This window comes from Sulfurospirillum sp. UCH001 (assembly GCF_001548035.1).
In the GTDB taxonomy this organism is placed as follows: Bacteria; Campylobacterota; Campylobacteria; order Campylobacterales; family Sulfurospirillaceae; genus Sulfurospirillum.
On sequence record NZ_AP014723.1, the window covers coordinates 170,497 to 186,183 of the forward strand.

General features: G+C 39.0%; 15 protein-coding genes. All 15 read left to right on the top strand.

Going from position 1 to position 15,687, the window contains the following annotated elements; all coding sequences use genetic code 11:
• The first annotated feature begins 25 nt into the window (after positions 1 to 25).
• The 15 genes from UCH001_RS00885 (at position 26) to nuoN (ending at position 15,670) form a co-directional block, all read left to right on the top strand.
• Entirely contained in the window at positions 26 to 1,759 is a 1,734-nt protein-coding gene (locus tag UCH001_RS00885; protein ID WP_067172994.1) for an ATP-binding protein, read from the top strand.
• 76 nt (positions 1,760 to 1,835) lie between these two features.
• A complete protein-coding gene (locus UCH001_RS00890) occupies positions 1,836 to 2,234 on the top strand; it encodes an NAD(P)H-quinone oxidoreductase subunit 3 (protein ID WP_371258009.1) in 399 nt (132 codons plus the stop codon).
• Positions 2,216 to 2,725 (top strand): NADH-quinone oxidoreductase subunit B family protein, encoded by a 510-nt coding sequence (locus UCH001_RS00895; protein WP_067172997.1) that lies wholly within the window; start codon positions 2,216 to 2,218, stop codon positions 2,723 to 2,725. The genes UCH001_RS00890 and UCH001_RS00895 overlap by 19 nt, the downstream gene beginning before the upstream one ends.
• Complete coding sequence (locus tag UCH001_RS00900) at positions 2,722 to 3,522, top strand: NADH-quinone oxidoreductase subunit C (RefSeq protein WP_067173001.1); 801 nt, start codon at positions 2,722 to 2,724, stop codon at positions 3,520 to 3,522. The genes UCH001_RS00895 and UCH001_RS00900 overlap by 4 nt, the downstream gene beginning before the upstream one ends.
• A gap of 2 nt (positions 3,523 to 3,524) precedes the next feature.
• Complete coding sequence (gene nuoD / locus UCH001_RS00905) at positions 3,525 to 4,751, top strand: NADH dehydrogenase (quinone) subunit D (RefSeq protein WP_067173004.1); 1,227 nt, start codon at positions 3,525 to 3,527, stop codon at positions 4,749 to 4,751.
• Between the two features lie 8 nt (positions 4,752 to 4,759).
• Positions 4,760 to 4,999 carry an NADH-ubiquinone oxidoreductase subunit E family protein gene (locus tag UCH001_RS00910; protein ID WP_067173007.1) on the top strand — a complete coding sequence of 80 codons (240 nt, stop codon included), beginning with the start codon at positions 4,760 to 4,762 and terminating at the stop codon, positions 4,997 to 4,999.
• A complete protein-coding gene (locus tag UCH001_RS00915) occupies positions 4,999 to 5,844 on the top strand; it encodes a hypothetical protein (protein ID WP_067173010.1) in 846 nt (281 codons plus the stop codon). Before UCH001_RS00910 ends, UCH001_RS00915 begins: the two co-directional genes overlap by 1 nt.
• Positions 5,841 to 8,318: an NADH-quinone oxidoreductase subunit G gene (locus tag UCH001_RS00920; RefSeq protein WP_067173013.1), complete on the top strand. Its 2,478-nt coding sequence runs from the start codon at positions 5,841 to 5,843 to the stop codon at positions 8,316 to 8,318. The genes UCH001_RS00915 and UCH001_RS00920 overlap by 4 nt, the downstream gene beginning before the upstream one ends.
• Complete coding sequence (nuoH, locus tag UCH001_RS00925; protein ID WP_067173016.1) at positions 8,311 to 9,303, top strand: NADH-quinone oxidoreductase subunit NuoH; 993 nt, start codon at positions 8,311 to 8,313, stop codon at positions 9,301 to 9,303. The genes UCH001_RS00920 and nuoH overlap by 8 nt, the downstream gene beginning before the upstream one ends.
• Positions 9,304 to 9,312: 9 nt before the next feature.
• On the top strand, positions 9,313 to 9,927 hold the full coding sequence (nuoI, locus tag UCH001_RS00930) for an NADH-quinone oxidoreductase subunit NuoI (protein ID WP_067173019.1): 615 nt from the start codon (positions 9,313 to 9,315) through the stop codon (positions 9,925 to 9,927).
• Positions 9,928 to 9,934: 7 nt separating this feature from the next.
• Positions 9,935 to 10,489, top strand: coding sequence for an NADH-quinone oxidoreductase subunit J (locus UCH001_RS00935; RefSeq protein WP_067173023.1), 555 nt, complete (start codon positions 9,935 to 9,937; stop codon positions 10,487 to 10,489).
• Entirely contained in the window at positions 10,486 to 10,788 is a 303-nt protein-coding gene (gene nuoK / locus UCH001_RS00940) for an NADH-quinone oxidoreductase subunit NuoK (RefSeq protein ID WP_067173026.1), read from the top strand. The genes UCH001_RS00935 and nuoK overlap by 4 nt, the downstream gene beginning before the upstream one ends.
• Positions 10,789 to 10,790: 2 nt before the next feature.
• Positions 10,791 to 12,647, top strand: a complete 1,857-nt coding sequence (gene nuoL / locus UCH001_RS00945) for an NADH-quinone oxidoreductase subunit L (protein WP_067173029.1) — start codon at positions 10,791 to 10,793, stop codon at positions 12,645 to 12,647.
• A 9-nt stretch (positions 12,648 to 12,656) separates the two neighbouring features.
• On the top strand, positions 12,657 to 14,183 hold the full coding sequence (locus tag UCH001_RS00950; protein ID WP_067173033.1) for an NADH-quinone oxidoreductase subunit M: 1,527 nt from the start codon (positions 12,657 to 12,659) through the stop codon (positions 14,181 to 14,183).
• Positions 14,183 to 15,670, top strand: a complete 1,488-nt coding sequence (gene nuoN, locus UCH001_RS00955) for an NADH-quinone oxidoreductase subunit NuoN (RefSeq protein WP_067173036.1) — start codon at positions 14,183 to 14,185, stop codon at positions 15,668 to 15,670. The genes UCH001_RS00950 and nuoN overlap by 1 nt, the downstream gene beginning before the upstream one ends.
• Positions 15,671 to 15,687: the final 17 nt, after the last annotated feature.

Genomic DNA, 15,687 nt, shown 5'->3' on the forward strand with positions numbered 1-15,687 from the left:
TTTACTTGGATTAAAAGGTTTTGTATTGCAGTATTTGGTTGATTTTTTAGAGAGTAAAACGGTTCAAACATCACAAATTTATGAGCACCTGAAATGTTCTATTGACGAAGCAAAATTTTTACAGATGATGACCAAGGAATACGTCCTTGGCAGTGTTGATATGGGTGTTGCAGATGGTTTGATCAAACTTTTTGGTGATAAAAAATATGCCCATTTGCAACAACTCCCTTTAGTCAAAGATTTGATTGAACAAGGGTGGATTGTTCAAAACAGTTTTCTAAGTTCTAAAGTTATGGATGTGTCAAATTTGGAACTTTTGAACAGTACAGTAACACTAAGTTCCGCTTTTTTAAAACTACTAGAGGAAGGAACCCTTGAAGTAGTGTTACCAGATGTTACGCCATATGAAGATCATCTTGAATATTTGAAAGATCAATTTTTTCGCATCGAACTCTATCAAAAACTAAGCCAAACAAAGCATAATGCTACTGAAAATGCACCAAGCATTGGACGCCTGAAAAATAAGCTGGAGCTTTTAGAGAGTCGCATTATTGAGCGTATAAAAGTAACACAAAACGAGATTGTTGTTGAGAATATTTTTAAGGAAAATGAACTCAATCCTAAAGAGCAGCTTATTTTTCTTGCACTTCTTAAAGAAGAGTACGCTGGAGAATTTGAAAGCTTACGCGATATGAACACGCTTATTAGTCTTATTAGCGTTGATGATTATGAGAAGATCAAAAACCGTTCTTTGTTGGAAGAGGGTTCAAAATTGATCGAAAATTTGATTATTGATTATGATGAGATGCTCAGTACTTTTGGTGGTGTGACACGAAGCTTTTTTATCTCTGAAGAAATTTTGCAGAAGATTATGCATCCTAATAAAGAGAAGAAAAGTAAAAAAATCAAGCTTGATATGCTCATTGGTGAGCAAGAGCTTTTTGAGTTGATTGATCCAAAAACCAGCTTGGATGATGTGATTTTGCACCCTAAAACAAAAGAAGTCCTTGATAACCTACTTAAACAGATCGATAAAAATGTAGTGAAATTGCTTCGTGAATGGGGTATTAAAGAGCGTCGTAGTGGTATTGATGCAAAGATCATACTGTATGGACCTCCTGGTACTGGTAAAACGATGACAGCTCTTTCGCTCGCAAAATCAATGAAAAAAAGAGTGCTTAGTTTTGATTGTTCAAAAATTCTCTCAAAATATGTAGGTGAGAGTGAAAAAAATGTACGCAATATTTTTGATACGTATAAAGAATTGTGTAAAAAGACAAAAAGCGAACCTTTATTGCTTTTAAATGAAGCGGATCAATTTTTAAGTGCACGCTCGACTGATAGCGGAGCGAGTGCTGATAAAATGCATAATCAAATGCAAAATATTTTTTTAGAACAGATTGAACGTTTCGATGGACTACTTATTGCAACAACAAACCTTTTAGAGACGATAGATCCAGCTTTCTCACGTCGTTTTGATTATAAAATCGCGTTTGAAAAACCTGATTTGAAACAGCGCATAGAGCTTTGGAAAAAGTTGCTACCTGAAAATGCACAATACGAAGAGGGTTTAGATGTAGAAAAACTTGCTTCGTATCCTCTCACAGGAGGTCAAATCAAGGTGGTACTCAAAAATACAGCGTTAAAGGTAGCGACAAAAGCGAAACCACTGTTTACGTTTGAAGATTTTAAACTCTCCATTGATCGCGAAACTAAAGGTGCTTTTGGCGATACAAAATCTGTTGGTTTTATGAATTAAGATCTTAACAGGTCTTTTTGAGCGTTTAGTTTGAACGTTCAGATGGATTTGTTGTATAAAAAATGAAGGAATGATGATGACCTCTTTGTCGCATATGGATTTTGCCCATCCTTATTTTGGAGCTTTTTTCCTCCTCGCATTTGGTGCAGTTGTATTTTATGGCATCACTGTATTGGCTCGTGTTGTCAGTCGAAGTATGGCACGTCTCGATACAGAAAAGCTTAAACTCACAATTTATGAGTGTGGACCAGAAGTAACCAAGCAGCCCAATAAAATTTCTGCACACTTTTATCTCTTTGCAGTTTTGTTTATTTTGTTTGATGTAGAGATTATCTTTATGTTTCCATGGGCAGTTGATTTTAAAGTTCTTGGTATGTTTGGTTTTGTTGAGATGATTTTATTTGTGATTATTCTGACAATAGGTTTTGTATATGCATGGAAAAAAGGAGCGCTCGAATGGCACAGCATAAGATAAATTATCTTCAAGAAGCAGGGCTTCCTGTGGCACTCACCACAGTGGATAAACTGGTTCAATGGGGTAGAAGTAACTCGTTGTGGCCGTTAACCTATGGACTTGCGTGTTGTGCAATTGAGATGATGGCTACGGGTGCGAGTCGTTATGACTTTGATCGTTTTGGAACAATTTTTAGAGCAAGCCCTAGACAAGCCGATGTGATTGTTATTGCTGGAACATTAACAAAAAAACATGCACCATTTATGCGTCGCTTGTACGATCAAATGCCTGATCCAAAATGGGTCATTAGTATGGGAAGCTGTGCCAATACCGGAGGAATGTTTAACACTTATGCAACGGTTCAAGGAGCGGATCGTATCGTTCCTGTTGATATTTATCTTCCAGGGTGTGCGCCTCGTCCAGAAACCCTTCAATACGCATTGATGCTTTTGCAAAAGAAAATTCGCACTGAAAAAGCATCACGAAGACTTGCTCCTAAAAGGTTGGTATGATGAGAAGTTATAGCGATAAACAAAACGTTCAAAAAAAAGCGTATTACAATGACCGCTATTTTGTAGCACCCCAGATTCCTAAAGAAGATGTAGAAACGGATGAAATTTTTGCCAATGATGTATCGGTTTTAAAAACAAAGTTTGAGATTAAAGAAGCCTATATTCAAAGAGGGCAGTTAGTTATTTATATTGACCCAAGAGACAATGTAAGCGTATTGCAAACTCTTAGAGATGAACTTTCGTATAATTTTTTAAGTGAACACAGTGCGATTGATTGGTTAGCGAAAAGTGGTGAGTTTGAGATTTTGTACCAACTGCTTTCAACCTCAAAGCGTAAACGCCTTCGTGTAAAATGTTTTATTCAAGAAAAAGAAGTACTTAAAAGCGTCATTGGTGTTTATAAAAGTGCCGATTGGGCAGAGCGTGAGATGTATGATATGTTTGGTGTTATCATTAGCGGACATCCGTATATGAAACGTATCTTAATGCCTGATGATTGGTATGATCATCCACTTCGTAAAACGTATCCATTGCATGGTGACGAAGTAGCACAATGGTATGAAATCGATAAAATTTTTGGCAAAGAGTACCGCGATATCATAGGACCAGAAGAAAGAGATAGCGCACGTGTCGATGAGAGCGATACCTATCGTTTTGCACGCCTTAATCACGAAGTTCCTTTTGGTGCAGAACCTAGTAGCGAAAAAACAGTCACTGACTACCAAGAAGAAGGTGGAGTGTTTATCGTGAAAAAGCTCAAAAAAGAAGATGCCAAAATTGTGAAAGAGAGATACTAATCATGCAAAAAGTCAATCGTCTAAAACCGTTTTTTGAAAACATTGCTTTTGAGCGTGAAGACAATCATATGATCGTTAACTTTGGTCCTCAACACCCTAGTGCACATGGTCAGCTTCGTCTCATTTTAGAACTCGATGGCGAAAAAGTGAGCAAAGCAACTCCAGATATTGGCTATCTACATCGTGGTATGGAGAAAATGGCTGAAAATATGATCTATAATGAGTTTTTGCCAACCACCGATAGAATGGACTACATTGCAGCAACAGCCAATAACTACGGCTTTGCCCTAGCAGTTGAAAAGCTCATTGGTCTTGAAGTGCCTCGTCGTGCGAAGGTCATTCGTATGATGCTACTAGAACTCAATCGTATCTCTTCTCATCTTTTCTGGCTTGCAACGCATGCCCTTGATGTGGGTGCTATGACCATTTTCCTTTACGCATTTAGGGAGAGAGAGTATACACTTGATTTGATTGAAGACTACTGTGGTGCACGTTTAACACACTCTTCGGTCAGAATCGGTGGTGTTCCACTTGATTTGCCCAAAGGTTGGATAGACAATCTTAATAAATTTATTAATCATTTACCACTTGATATCGCTGATTACGAAGGCTTGCTAGATCAAAACCGTATTTGGAAAATGCGTTTAGAAGATGTGGGTGTGGTAACACCTGAGCAAGCACAAAGCTGGGGCTGTTCTGGTCCTATGCTAAGAGGTTCTGGCATCGCATGGGATATTCGTAAAGAAGAACCATATGAGCTTTATGATGAAGTCGAGTTTGATGTACCTGTGAGTACAACCTGTGATAGTTATGGAAGGTATAAGCTTCATATGGAAGAGATGCGACAAAGCGTTCGCATTTTAAAACAACTGATTCCAATGTATGCCCAAACATCACCTGAAATTATGGCACATGCACCTGGGTACATTTCCGCTCCAAAAGAGCAAATCATGACACAAAATTATTCATTGATGCAACACTTTGTTTTAGTAACACAAGGTATGCGTCCACCAGTGGGCGAAGTATATGTGGCAACGGAATCGCCAAAAGGAGAATTAGGTTTTTACATTAATTCACAAGGTGATCCGTACCCATACAGATTAAAACTTAGAGCACCTAGTTTCTTCCATACAGCAATTTTGCAAGAAATTTTAGTAGGTGAATACTTAGCTGACGTTGTAGCAATCATTGGTAATGCTAACATCGTTTTTGGCGAAATTGACAGATAGGAGAGGCAATGCAACGTTATGACTTACGCCATTTGGGCGATGATTTTTACGGGCGTATGCTTGAGATTATTGATGAGACTTCTATGGGCGAAGTATCTATCTTTATGTTTGAGATTGGTGATTTCTCTCCTGTTCAAAAAAGTGCAGATGTGATTAAAGAAGCAGGTTGGACATTGATGAATTCGTTGAAGTTCAATGAAGCAGACTGGACGATTGTCGTAAAAAAAGTGAAAAGTGAAGTAGAGTAATGGCAAAGAAGCAATTTATAGAATCTTTAAATCAATCACGTTGTGATCAATTTGCTTTTACCTGTAAAGGATTTGATCTTATTTTGTGTGTAGGAACATTTCCATCACGCCATGACACAGCTCTGTTAGAGAGTTTGCGTGAGAGTAACGCAAAAGTAGTCTATCTGTTCACAATGGAAGATCAAGCACTCGTTGAAAAAAGTACGTTTTTTAGTCGTTATGAAGTAGGTTCTGAAGAGGGTATTTTTGCGCTTTTAGCCAAAAGTTTTCTTGCGCAATCCAAACTTCCAGAAACCATTAAAAATTACTTTGAAGCGTTAGATGAAGGCTATATTAGCGCAGAGAGTAATCTTGGTGAAGAAGAGATCGAAGAGATCGAAGCATTGTATCAAGAAGCTCAAAATGTACTCATTGTCTTAGGTGATGATTTGATCTCTCATCCAAGAGCCTCAAATATAGCGCATCTTGCAGGCTTAATTGCAATGTACGGTAAAGCAAAATTATGTATTGTCGGTGCAACGCCTGAGATGGTAGTTGAAACAAAAAATGAAACTGTTTTAGAAGACGTTGAAGATATAAAAAGTTTTGATGGTGTTGTGGTCTATCAATGCCCTGCAATGAGCAAGGATGAAGAGAATTTACTGATAGGCTCAGCCCAGTTTCAAATGGCAGCCAAAGTTCAAAGTGGCGACAAAATAAATGTTACTATCAACCAAGAGGTCTATCCTCGTACCTTTGTACGTGATGATAGTTTAAAAGGCGTGATCGCTTTAATGTCGTGTGCAAAAGCGGATTCTAGCTATCCCTACCATGTAGTAAAAATAGTGAAGGCAGAAGTGCAATGAGCGATGTTTTAATAACCATAGATGGAAAACAGTGTAAAGCAACGGAGGGTGAGTACGTTTTAGGTGTTGCGCGCAGAAATGGTATCTTTATTCCAGCGCTTTGTTATGTCACCAACTGTTCACCAACCTTAGCGTGTCGTTTGTGTTTGGTGGATATTGATGGTAAGCGTGCTTACAGCTGTAATGCTCGCGCCAAAGAGGGTATGAGCGTCATCACTAAAACGGAAGAGATCGAAAAAGAGCGCAGAGCGATCATGGAGATCTATGACATCAACCATCCATTAGAGTGTGGTGTGTGTGACCAAAGTGGTGAATGTGAACTCCAAAACTACACCTTACATATGGGTGTCGATAGTCAACATCACTGCATTGCTGATACGCATCGCCCGACTAAAAATTGGGGTAAAATCCACTACGATTCTTCTTTGTGTATTGTCTGTGAGCGTTGTGTCACCGTTTGTAAAGATATGATCGGTGAATCAGCGCTTAAAACAGTTCCTAGAGGGGGCGCTGAGCTTGATAAATCATGGAAAGATAAAACCGAAAAAGACGCATACGCGATGTGGAACAAGCTCCAAAAATCCATCATTGGAGTGGCAAGTGGTGCTGAAACACTCGATTGTACGCAGTGTGGTGAATGTACAGCAGTTTGTCCTGTAGGCGCACTCGTTGGAACAGATTTTCAATACACATCCAATGCATGGGAACTTAAAAAAATCCCTGCAGCAAATCCACACAGTTCAGACTGTTCACTTCTTTTTTATGATGTGAAGCATACAAGTATTAGCAATCCTGAACCTAAAATTTATCGTGTCAGTAGCGAACATAACTATGCACCTCTACATACCGCGGCACGTTATGGTTTTGACTTCCACAATGAAGTTGCAGGTAAAGATGAGGCTGCCTTTAATAAAGCCGTTGAGCTTTTAAAAACCAAAGTTGATACCATTGCTTTTGACAGCTATATCACCAATGAAGAGGCGCTCATCCTTCAAAAGCTCAAAGAGAAGTTTGGTTATAAGCTCGTGAATGTTGATGCTAAAGTGTATCAAGATTTCCTCAAGAATTTTGCAAGTACATCAGGAAAAAGCTTATACAGTGGCAATTTAGAGAGTATTCGCTCTTCTAATTTTGTTGTCAGTTTTGGTACAGCGATTAAAACCGATAGCCCAAATGCAGGCTATGCGATGAACAATGCGATTGGTATGAACAAAGGTGCGGGGGTATATCTCCATCCTGTGGCTGATCCTATTGTTTCGGCATATTCTAAAAATTTACTCAGTGTTACCCATAACATTGGTACAGAAGAAGCCATTGCTTATCTGTTGCTCGATCTTTTTGGTGACAAAGAGGCAATGCCTAAGAGTGTTGTAGACTACTTAGCATCTTTTCACACCATAGAGAAGAAAACTATCCAAGAGAGCGTCAAAGAAGAAGTCAAAGAGATGGTGAAAGACGAAGAGAGTGGTGAAGAAAAAGAAGTGGTGAACACCATTACAAAACTGGTAGATAAAGAGATTGAAATCGACACCAATGCTTTAGTCAGTATGATTGGAGCAGAAGCGGACTTAATCGAGAAAATCACAAAACTGCTAGATAAAAAAGATAGCTTTAGTCTCATCGTTGGTGAAGATCTTTACACACATCCAAGAGCTGAAAATATTGCAAAACTTTTAGGCTTGATTGAGCGTTTTACAGCGTTTTCTTTAGTCATCATCCCATCACGCACCAATACACTGGGTGTTTCACTCATCTGTGATTTGGATGATGCCAAGGGCAATTTTACGCTCGGCTATAACGTCAAGGGTGACTTTACACTCAGTAGCTTAGGTAAGGGTGATCTCTCTATGCCTGCTCTGAACCAACAAGAGGGAACATTCTCTTCCATGAACAAGCGCGTTGTTCCTACCAATGCGGCATTGCATTTCAAAGGCTATTGTCTGAATGACATCGCGAATGCTCTTGGATTGGAAGCAGAGTGGACGATTGATTATACGCCGTACTTACCAAGTGAGAAAGGCTTTAAGAACGAGAAGTTTGATAATTTGCCAAATCGTTATGAAAACGATGGTACAGAAAATAGAGGGTATGCACTTTCCTCTTTCAGTGTTACAAGCCATGATGAGGTTGAGCCAATAGCGCCTTTCTCAACAAAAGAGGGCGATGTAGTCTATAGAGCTAACCCTGTACATCAATTTAGCGCCTTTACAAACAAAGCACATCAGCTTAATGAAGCAGGAGCGCTTTATGTTTCATCTGCATTCTTGGAAGCAAAAAATCTTCAAGATGGTTCTGTTGTTACCGTTGAAAATGAGGCAGGTGAGAAACTGGTAATTGCACTCAAAGAAGAGAAAATGATCGATGGACTGATCGCTTATCTTCCAACGTTTGATACCAAAATCGACACCACACCATTCTTTAAAGATGGGTATCGATTTGCGCATGTAGTGATTAAAGGAGTTTCTCATGTTTGAAACCGCTGTCATTATTGAAACCGTTGTCAAAGCGGTAGTGGTTGTAGCTGTTGTTGCAGGTATGGCAGGCTTTGCAACGTTTATTGAACGAAAAGTGCTCGCTTTTATGCAACGCCGTCTTGGACCGATGCACGTTGGACCGTATGGTTTATTACAACTCGCAGCTGATGGTATCAAGCTCTTCACAAAAGAAGATATTGTCCCTCAAAATGCGGTGAAACCAATCTTTATGATTGCCCCAGTTATTGCTGCAGTCACTGCATTTGTTGCGATGGCAGCAGTGCCGTATTTTCCAGAATTCACACTCTTTGGCTATGTGATTCACCCCATTATCTCCGATATTAACGTAGCACTTCTGTATGTCATGGGTGTTGCATCGGTGGGTATTTATGGACCACTGCTTGCGGGTATGAGTAGTGCTAATAAATGGTCACTTTTAGGTGCAGCACGTGCGGTTGTACAGATGCTTTCCTTTGAAGTGGTCAGTGGTTTGTCCGTCCTTGCACCGATTATGATGATAGGTTCACTTTCATTGATTGATATTAACGACTACCAAAATGGTGGTGTAACACATTGGCTTGTTTGGAAACAACCTTTAGCATTTATTTTATTTGCAATGGCAGGATTTATGGAGACCAACCGTGCTCCTTTTGATACCGTAGAGTTTGAAGCAGAAGTTGTTGCAGGTTATGCAACAGAGTATTCAGGTATGCGTTGGGGTCTCTTTTTCATCGGTGAGTATGCCAATATGATTACGATTTCTGTCCTTGTAAGCATCATTTTTATGGGTGGTTATAATCCAATCTGGTTTATTCCTGGTGCTATTGCAATGTTGTTAAAAGTTTCATTGTGGGTATTCCTTTTCTTGTGGGTGAGAGCAGCATGGCCACATATCAGACCTGATCAGTTGATGTGGGTCTGTTGGAAAGTATTAATGCCTTTAGCAGTAATCAATATTTTGATTACTGGCTTTGTGCTAATTTAGGAGGCAGGGATGGAATTAAAAGATTTTAAACAACGTAACATTGCCCCTGGTTACATCTTTTTTGATGGTGAAAAAAAACCAGAAAATGGATGGCAAGCGTTTAAAAAAGTTGTAAGACGAACGCTTAAAAGTGAGCTTTTCGTAGGACTTTGGATTGTACTAAGAGAGATGATTCGTTTTGATATTCATACGATTCGGTATCCAGCAGAAAAATTTGAAATGAGCCCAAGATATAGAGCAATTCACCGTTTGCTTCGTTTATTTGAAAGCGGTAATGAGAGATGTATCGGGTGTGGATTGTGCGAAAAAATTTGTATTGCTAATTGTATTCGCATGGAAACACATGTGGATGAAAAAAGCCGTAAAGTTGTTAGTGAATATAGCATTAACTTTGGTCGTTGTATCTTCTGTGGGTATTGTGCAGAAGTGTGTCCAGAACTTGCTATTGTACATGGGGTGGAGTATGAAAATGCTAGCGAGCAGAGAGCCCATTTTGGCCTTAAAGACGATATGCTTACTCCTCTTGATACTTTTAAAGCCAAACAACAAAAAGAGTTTCCAGGTTTTGGTGCATTAAGTGATAATGCTGACGAAAACGTGAAACAAACACCATTAGCGTATTGAGGTTGCCATGTTTGAAATTATTGCATTTTATATTTTTGCCGCACTCACCATTGGTATGTTTGCGATTGTGGTTATGAGTCGTAATGCACTCTATTCCATGAGCGCATTAGCAGGCGGAATGATCTTTATCTCTGGCTTCTTCTTTATTTTAGATGCAGAGTTTTTAGGGGTTGTTCAAATTGTCGTTTATTCAGGCGCAATTATGGCTCTGTACGCGTTTGGTATGATGTTTTTTGATACAACAAGAGATGTCAGTGAAAAAATGCGTTCTAAAAAAATTGCCTATACGCTTTCTGTCATTAGTGCCATTTTAGTGGTTGCGATTTTATGCGCTCCTCTGGTTTCGGAAAATATTCAAGCTTCGTATCCAAGCATGGATAATGTGGGCAATGTACAGATGATCGGAATTGTTTTATTTACAAAATATTTGGTACCGTTTGAGTTAGCGGCTATTATGCTCTTAGTTGCCATGATTGCGGGCATTGTGTTGGCAAGTAAAAAAATGGATGAATATTTAGCGATTGAAGATGATGAAGTAGAAGAAGCAAAGGAGGTCAAATGATTACCTTAACTCATTACCTTATTTTAACAGGTATCTTATTTTCTATCGGACTTGTAGGTGTTATGCGACGTACAAATCTTTTGATGCTCTTTTTCTCAACTGAAATTTTACTCAATGCTATTAATATTGGTTTTGTTGCAGTTTCTAAATACTACGGGGATCTTACGGGGCAAATGTTTGCCTTTTTTATCATTGCAGTAGCGGCAAGTGAAGTCGCTGTTGGTCTTGGACTTCTTATTTTATGGTACAAGCGCAATGGTTCTGTTGATCTTAATAGCCTTCAGATGATGAAAGGGTAAGCATGGAAAAATATCTTTATACAGCACTTTTTGCACCTTTGGTAAGCTCTTTGTTTGTGGCCATTTTTGCGGCACGCCCGAAGATGCTTTTTACAGGTATTGTGGCTTCTATGCTTATTGCGATTTCAATGATTTCATCGTTTGTGTTGCTCATTGATGTCAATACCTATGGACCGTTACATGTCACGATGATGGATTGGATCGCAGCAGGTAACTTGGAGATTCCATTTGGCTTTGTTGTTGATGAAGTCTCTGTTATTATGATGGTTACGGTAACACTCGTTTCAACGATTGTTCATATCTATTCTATCGGTTATATGGACCATGATAAGAGCTTTAACCGCTTCTTCTCGTACCTTTCAGCGTTTGTTTTCTCAATGATGATTTTGGTCATGAGTGACAACTTTGTAGGTCTTTTCATTGGATGGGAAGGTGTGGGGCTTTGTTCATGGCTACTGATTGGTTTTTGGTACCACAAACACTCCGCTTCGTGGGCAGCAAATGAAGCGTTTATTATGAACCGTATCGCCGATCTTGGCATGCTTATGGGACTTTTTCTTATTTACTGGAATGTGGGCTCTTTCCAATACGATGATGTTTTCGCAAGTGTTAAAGGTATGGATCCTGTACTTCTTGCTACCATCGGTATGTTTTTATTTATCGGTGCAATGGGTAAATCAGCACAATTTCCACTCCATACATGGCTTGCAGATGCGATGGAAGGTCCAACGCCTGTTTCAGCGCTTATTCATGCCGCAACCATGGTAACTGCGGGTGTTTATCTTGTCATTCGTTGTGGAGAACTGTATAGCCTTATCCCAGAAGTGGGCTTTGCGATTGCTTCTCTTGGAGCTTTTGTAGCCGTGTTTGCTGCTTCTATGGCACTCGTCAATAACGATCTTAAACGTATTATTGCTTATTCTACACTCTCACAATTAGGCTATATGTTTGTTGCAGCAGGACTTGGTGCGTATTGGATTGCACTGTTCCACCTTATGACACATGCTTTTTTTAAATCATTGCTATTCCTTGGTGCTGGTAACGTTATGCACGCGATGCATGATGAACTGAACATTAAAAAGATGGGTGGACTTTATGGTTCAATGAAAGCAACCGCTATTTTGATGAGTGTGGCTTCTGTTGCATTAGCTGGAATTTATCCGTTTGCAGGCTTCTTTTCTAAAGATAAGATCTTGGAAGTTGCCTTTAATGAGGGAGCGTATTTTCTGTGGTTTGCACTTTTCATTGGTGCTGGTTTGACAGCGTTTTATAGCTTCCGTTTAGTCATGCTCGTTTTCTTTGGCGAAAAAGAGTATGTGAAGTATGGTTTGCATCCACATGAAGCACAACCGTTTGTTATTTATGCACTGCTTCCGTTAGGACTTTTAGCGGTTATCGCAGGTTTCTTTGAACATACTTTTGAAGGATTTGTTACACGTCTTTTAGCCCAATATGAAATTCACATTGAGCATGGAACAGAAGTCCTTTTAATTGCAGGAACACTTGGAATTGCCCTAAGCGGTATAGCATTTGCCGTTTATATGTACAGACGTGGAGGTTTCCCAAAATCATGGGAGGGAAGTTTTGGTTACAAACTATTGAGTAATCAGTACTACATTCCAAAATTGTATGAATTGTATATTATGCGACCATTTAGTGCATTGGCAACATTTGCATGGCAAAAAATTGATACAAAAATTGTGGACTTTACCGTAGATTTAATTGCAAGAATTATTTATTCAACAGGGCAAAATGCCAGAAAAATGCAAAGTGGAAATCTCTCTGATATGCTCAGGTGGATGATTGTAGGTATGATCGTTTTACTTACACTTGCAATTTTTTATAGACCAATGGTGTAGGGGTAGGAAATGGAGCATATTTTATCACTTCTTGTATTTTTTCCAGCAATGGCAGGACTCTTAGGCTTCTTGGTCACAAAAGAGAGTATTAGAGCCTATGGTATTAGCGTTACAGCTATTGAATTTTTTCTCTCTATTGTTTTATGGATTGGATACGATAGTAACAATGCAGGATACCAGTTTGTTGAGTATTATCCTTTTATTCCAAGCTATGGTATGAGTTATTACCTTGGTGTAGATGGCATTTCACTCTTCTTGGTTATTTTGTCTACTTTTATCACAATGATTTCATTTATTGCTCTGAGCATTAAAAACGAAATTAAAAACTTAATCATCTCTGTTTTATTCCTTGAGATGACAATGGTGGGTGTATTCTTAATTTTAGATGTTATCTGGTTCTATGCGTTTTGGGAGCTTTCATTGGTTCCAATGCTTTATATTATCGGAGCATGGGGTAGTGCGAATCGTATGTATGCGTCTATCAAGTTTTTCCTCTACACCTTCGCAGGTTCAGTGTTGATGTTAGTGGGTATCTTGTATATGGGCTTTTTATACCATGAAGCGACAGGCATTTGGAGCTTTGCATTGCCTGATTGGTATTTGTTGCAGTTACCTTATTCAACGCAATTGTGGCTCTTTGGAGCATTTTTCTTAGCATTTGCAATTAAAGTACCAATGTTTCCATTTCATACGTGGTTACCATATGCTCACGGTCAAGCGCCAACGATAGGTTCTATCATTCTTGCAGCGGTGCTTTTAAAAATGGGTAGCTATGGTTTTGTGCGTTTTTCACTCCCACTTTTCCCTGATGCATCTGTTTATTTTCTGATTCCTGTAGCGGTTATTTGTATTATCATGGTCATTTACGCTGCGATGATAGCCTATGCACAAGAAGATATGAAACAGGTCATTGCGTATAGTTCGATTTCGCACATGGGTATTGTTGTGCTTGGAACCTTTGCTATGAATAGCGAAGGTATCACAGGTTCTATCTTTTTAATGCTAAGTCACGGAATTGTGAGTGGTGCACTCTTTATGTTGGTAGGGGTGATCTATGATCGCCGTCATACAAAAATGATGAAAGACTTTGGAGGTTTAGCCTCTGTTATGCCTAATTTTGCAACAGTGTATGGCATTATGCTGATGGCTTCTGTAGGCCTTCCTCTCACCATAGGATTTGTGGGTGAGTTCTTATCTCTAGTAGGTTTTTACCGCATTAATTGGGTTATGGCACTCCTTGCAGGAACAGGTATTATTTTAGGTGCTGTTTACATGTTAGTGCTTTATAAAAAATCATTTTTTGGTGCAGTAGTACATGAAGAGAATAAAACACTTCCAGATTTGAATGCAAAAGAGCTTACAGCATTGATTCCACTGGTCGCCCTTGTTGCACTTTTGGGTGTTTATCCAAAACCAGTACTCAGTACTATCGATATGAGTGTTCAAAAAATGCTCGTTCTGATGGAGCAAAAAGCGGTTGAACAAAGTACAAAAGATCTGATTATTAAAGCCAATACCATAGGAGGAACACACTAATGTTAGAGCCTATTTCGATTGATGTCGTAAGCCTCAATCTCCCATCACTCCTTCCTATGGCAATTTTAAGCGTAGGAGCACTTTCTGTTATTTGTGCTGATTTGGCAGTAAAAGGGTTGAATCGTAGTTTTTTAACGATGATTACAGTACTTTTTATTATTTTAGATTTTGGTGCAGTCATCGGATATAACGGACCATCACGTGGATTTTTTGATGTCCTTCTTGTCGATGGGATTGCTACTATTGCGCAAGTGATTATTCTTGTTGCTTCAGCATTTTTCTTGCCGTTGTCTCTTAGTCATCGTCACTTTAGAGAATTTAGAATGGCAGAGTTTTATGCGCTCTTTATGTTTATGATTGTGGGCTTTCAGTTTATGGTCGTAAGTGACAATCTGATTTTAATTTTTATTGGGTTGGAAACATCAAGCCTTGCCCTTTACACATTGATCGCCATGCATAATCGTGCAAAAGCATTTGAAGCAGCAATTAAGTACTTTACTATGGGAGCATTGGCAGCTGGTTTTTATGGAATGTCAGCGCTTATTTTTTACGCACTTACGGGAAGTGTTGAAATTTATCAAATTGAAAAAGTTTTAATGCAACGTCATTTTGAGCCTCTTTTAGGTGTGCTTGCTGCAACAGTATTTATGCTCGGAGCGCTTGGTTTCAAACTCTCTTTGGTTCCATCACACACATGGACACCAGATGTGTATGAAGGAAGTTCAGCACCACTTGCAGGCTATATGTCTGTTGTTCCAAAAATTGCAGGTTTTGTCGTTGCAATGCGTCTGTTTGAGATGCTCGTTTTTTCTGGCGTAGTGTGGTTAGAACATATTTTATACGTTGCGGTTGTTCTTACAATGACACTAGCAAACCTAACAGCATTGGTTCAAGAAGATGTAAAGAGAATGTTAGCATTTAGCTCTATTGCACATGCTGGATTTATGATGGCAGCTATTCTGATTGGTACAACACAAGCCAATACAGCACTTTTCTTGTACTGGACACTCTTTATGTTCACCAACTTAGGTGCGTTTACAATGCTCTGGATCGTAAGACACCGTAAAAATCTTTGGGATGAGCGTTATCAGCATCCGTATACTAAGTTTTCAGGACTTGTAAAAATCATGCCAACAACTGCGACTATTATGGGTATTTTTATGTTTGCTCTTGCAGGTATGCCACCATTTTCTGTCTTTTGGGGTAAGCTTTATCTTATCAGTGCAGCCATTAACAGTGAATTCATTTTTCTCGCAGTCATCATTGCCTTTAATAGTGCTATTGCCGTGTATTATTACATGAAATTGGTGATTTATATGTTTTTAAAAGAACCAACAACAGCAGATGCAAGGCTATATGCTACGAATGCATCAACACCTTTAAAAGTCATTGTTGGTTTTGCCGCAATTATCACGATTTTTGCTATTGTATTTGTAGAGCCTCTTTTAACTATTATTACCAAATATGTAACTGCTAGCGGTTTTTAAATAAGGGGTGAAAACCC

Excerpts from the sequence above, each read along its gene's own strand:
- UCH001_RS00890 (WP_371258009.1), top strand. The coding sequence starts at position 1,836 with ATGACCTCTTTGTCGCATATGGATTTTGCCCATCCTTATTTTGGAGCT.
- UCH001_RS00895 (WP_067172997.1), top strand. The coding sequence starts at position 2,216 with ATGGCACAGCATAAGATAAATTATCTTCAAGAAGCAGGGCTTCCTGTG.
- UCH001_RS00900 (WP_067173001.1), top strand. The coding sequence starts at position 2,722 with ATGATGAGAAGTTATAGCGATAAACAAAACGTTCAAAAAAAAGCGTAT.
- nuoD (WP_067173004.1), top strand. The coding sequence starts at position 3,525 with ATGCAAAAAGTCAATCGTCTAAAACCGTTTTTTGAAAACATTGCTTTT.
- UCH001_RS00910 (WP_067173007.1), top strand. The coding sequence starts at position 4,760 with ATGCAACGTTATGACTTACGCCATTTGGGCGATGATTTTTACGGGCGT.
- UCH001_RS00915 (WP_067173010.1), top strand. The coding sequence starts at position 4,999 with ATGGCAAAGAAGCAATTTATAGAATCTTTAAATCAATCACGTTGTGAT.
- UCH001_RS00920 (WP_067173013.1), top strand. The coding sequence starts at position 5,841 with ATGAGCGATGTTTTAATAACCATAGATGGAAAACAGTGTAAAGCAACG.
- nuoH (WP_067173016.1), top strand. The coding sequence starts at position 8,311 with ATGTTTGAAACCGCTGTCATTATTGAAACCGTTGTCAAAGCGGTAGTG.
- nuoI (WP_067173019.1), top strand. The coding sequence starts at position 9,313 with ATGGAATTAAAAGATTTTAAACAACGTAACATTGCCCCTGGTTACATC.
- UCH001_RS00935 (WP_067173023.1), top strand. The coding sequence starts at position 9,935 with ATGTTTGAAATTATTGCATTTTATATTTTTGCCGCACTCACCATTGGT.
- nuoK (WP_067173026.1), top strand. The coding sequence starts at position 10,486 with ATGATTACCTTAACTCATTACCTTATTTTAACAGGTATCTTATTTTCT.
- nuoL (WP_067173029.1), top strand. The coding sequence starts at position 10,791 with ATGGAAAAATATCTTTATACAGCACTTTTTGCACCTTTGGTAAGCTCT.
- UCH001_RS00950 (WP_067173033.1), top strand. The coding sequence starts at position 12,657 with ATGGAGCATATTTTATCACTTCTTGTATTTTTTCCAGCAATGGCAGGA.
- nuoN (WP_067173036.1), top strand. The coding sequence starts at position 14,183 with ATGTTAGAGCCTATTTCGATTGATGTCGTAAGCCTCAATCTCCCATCA.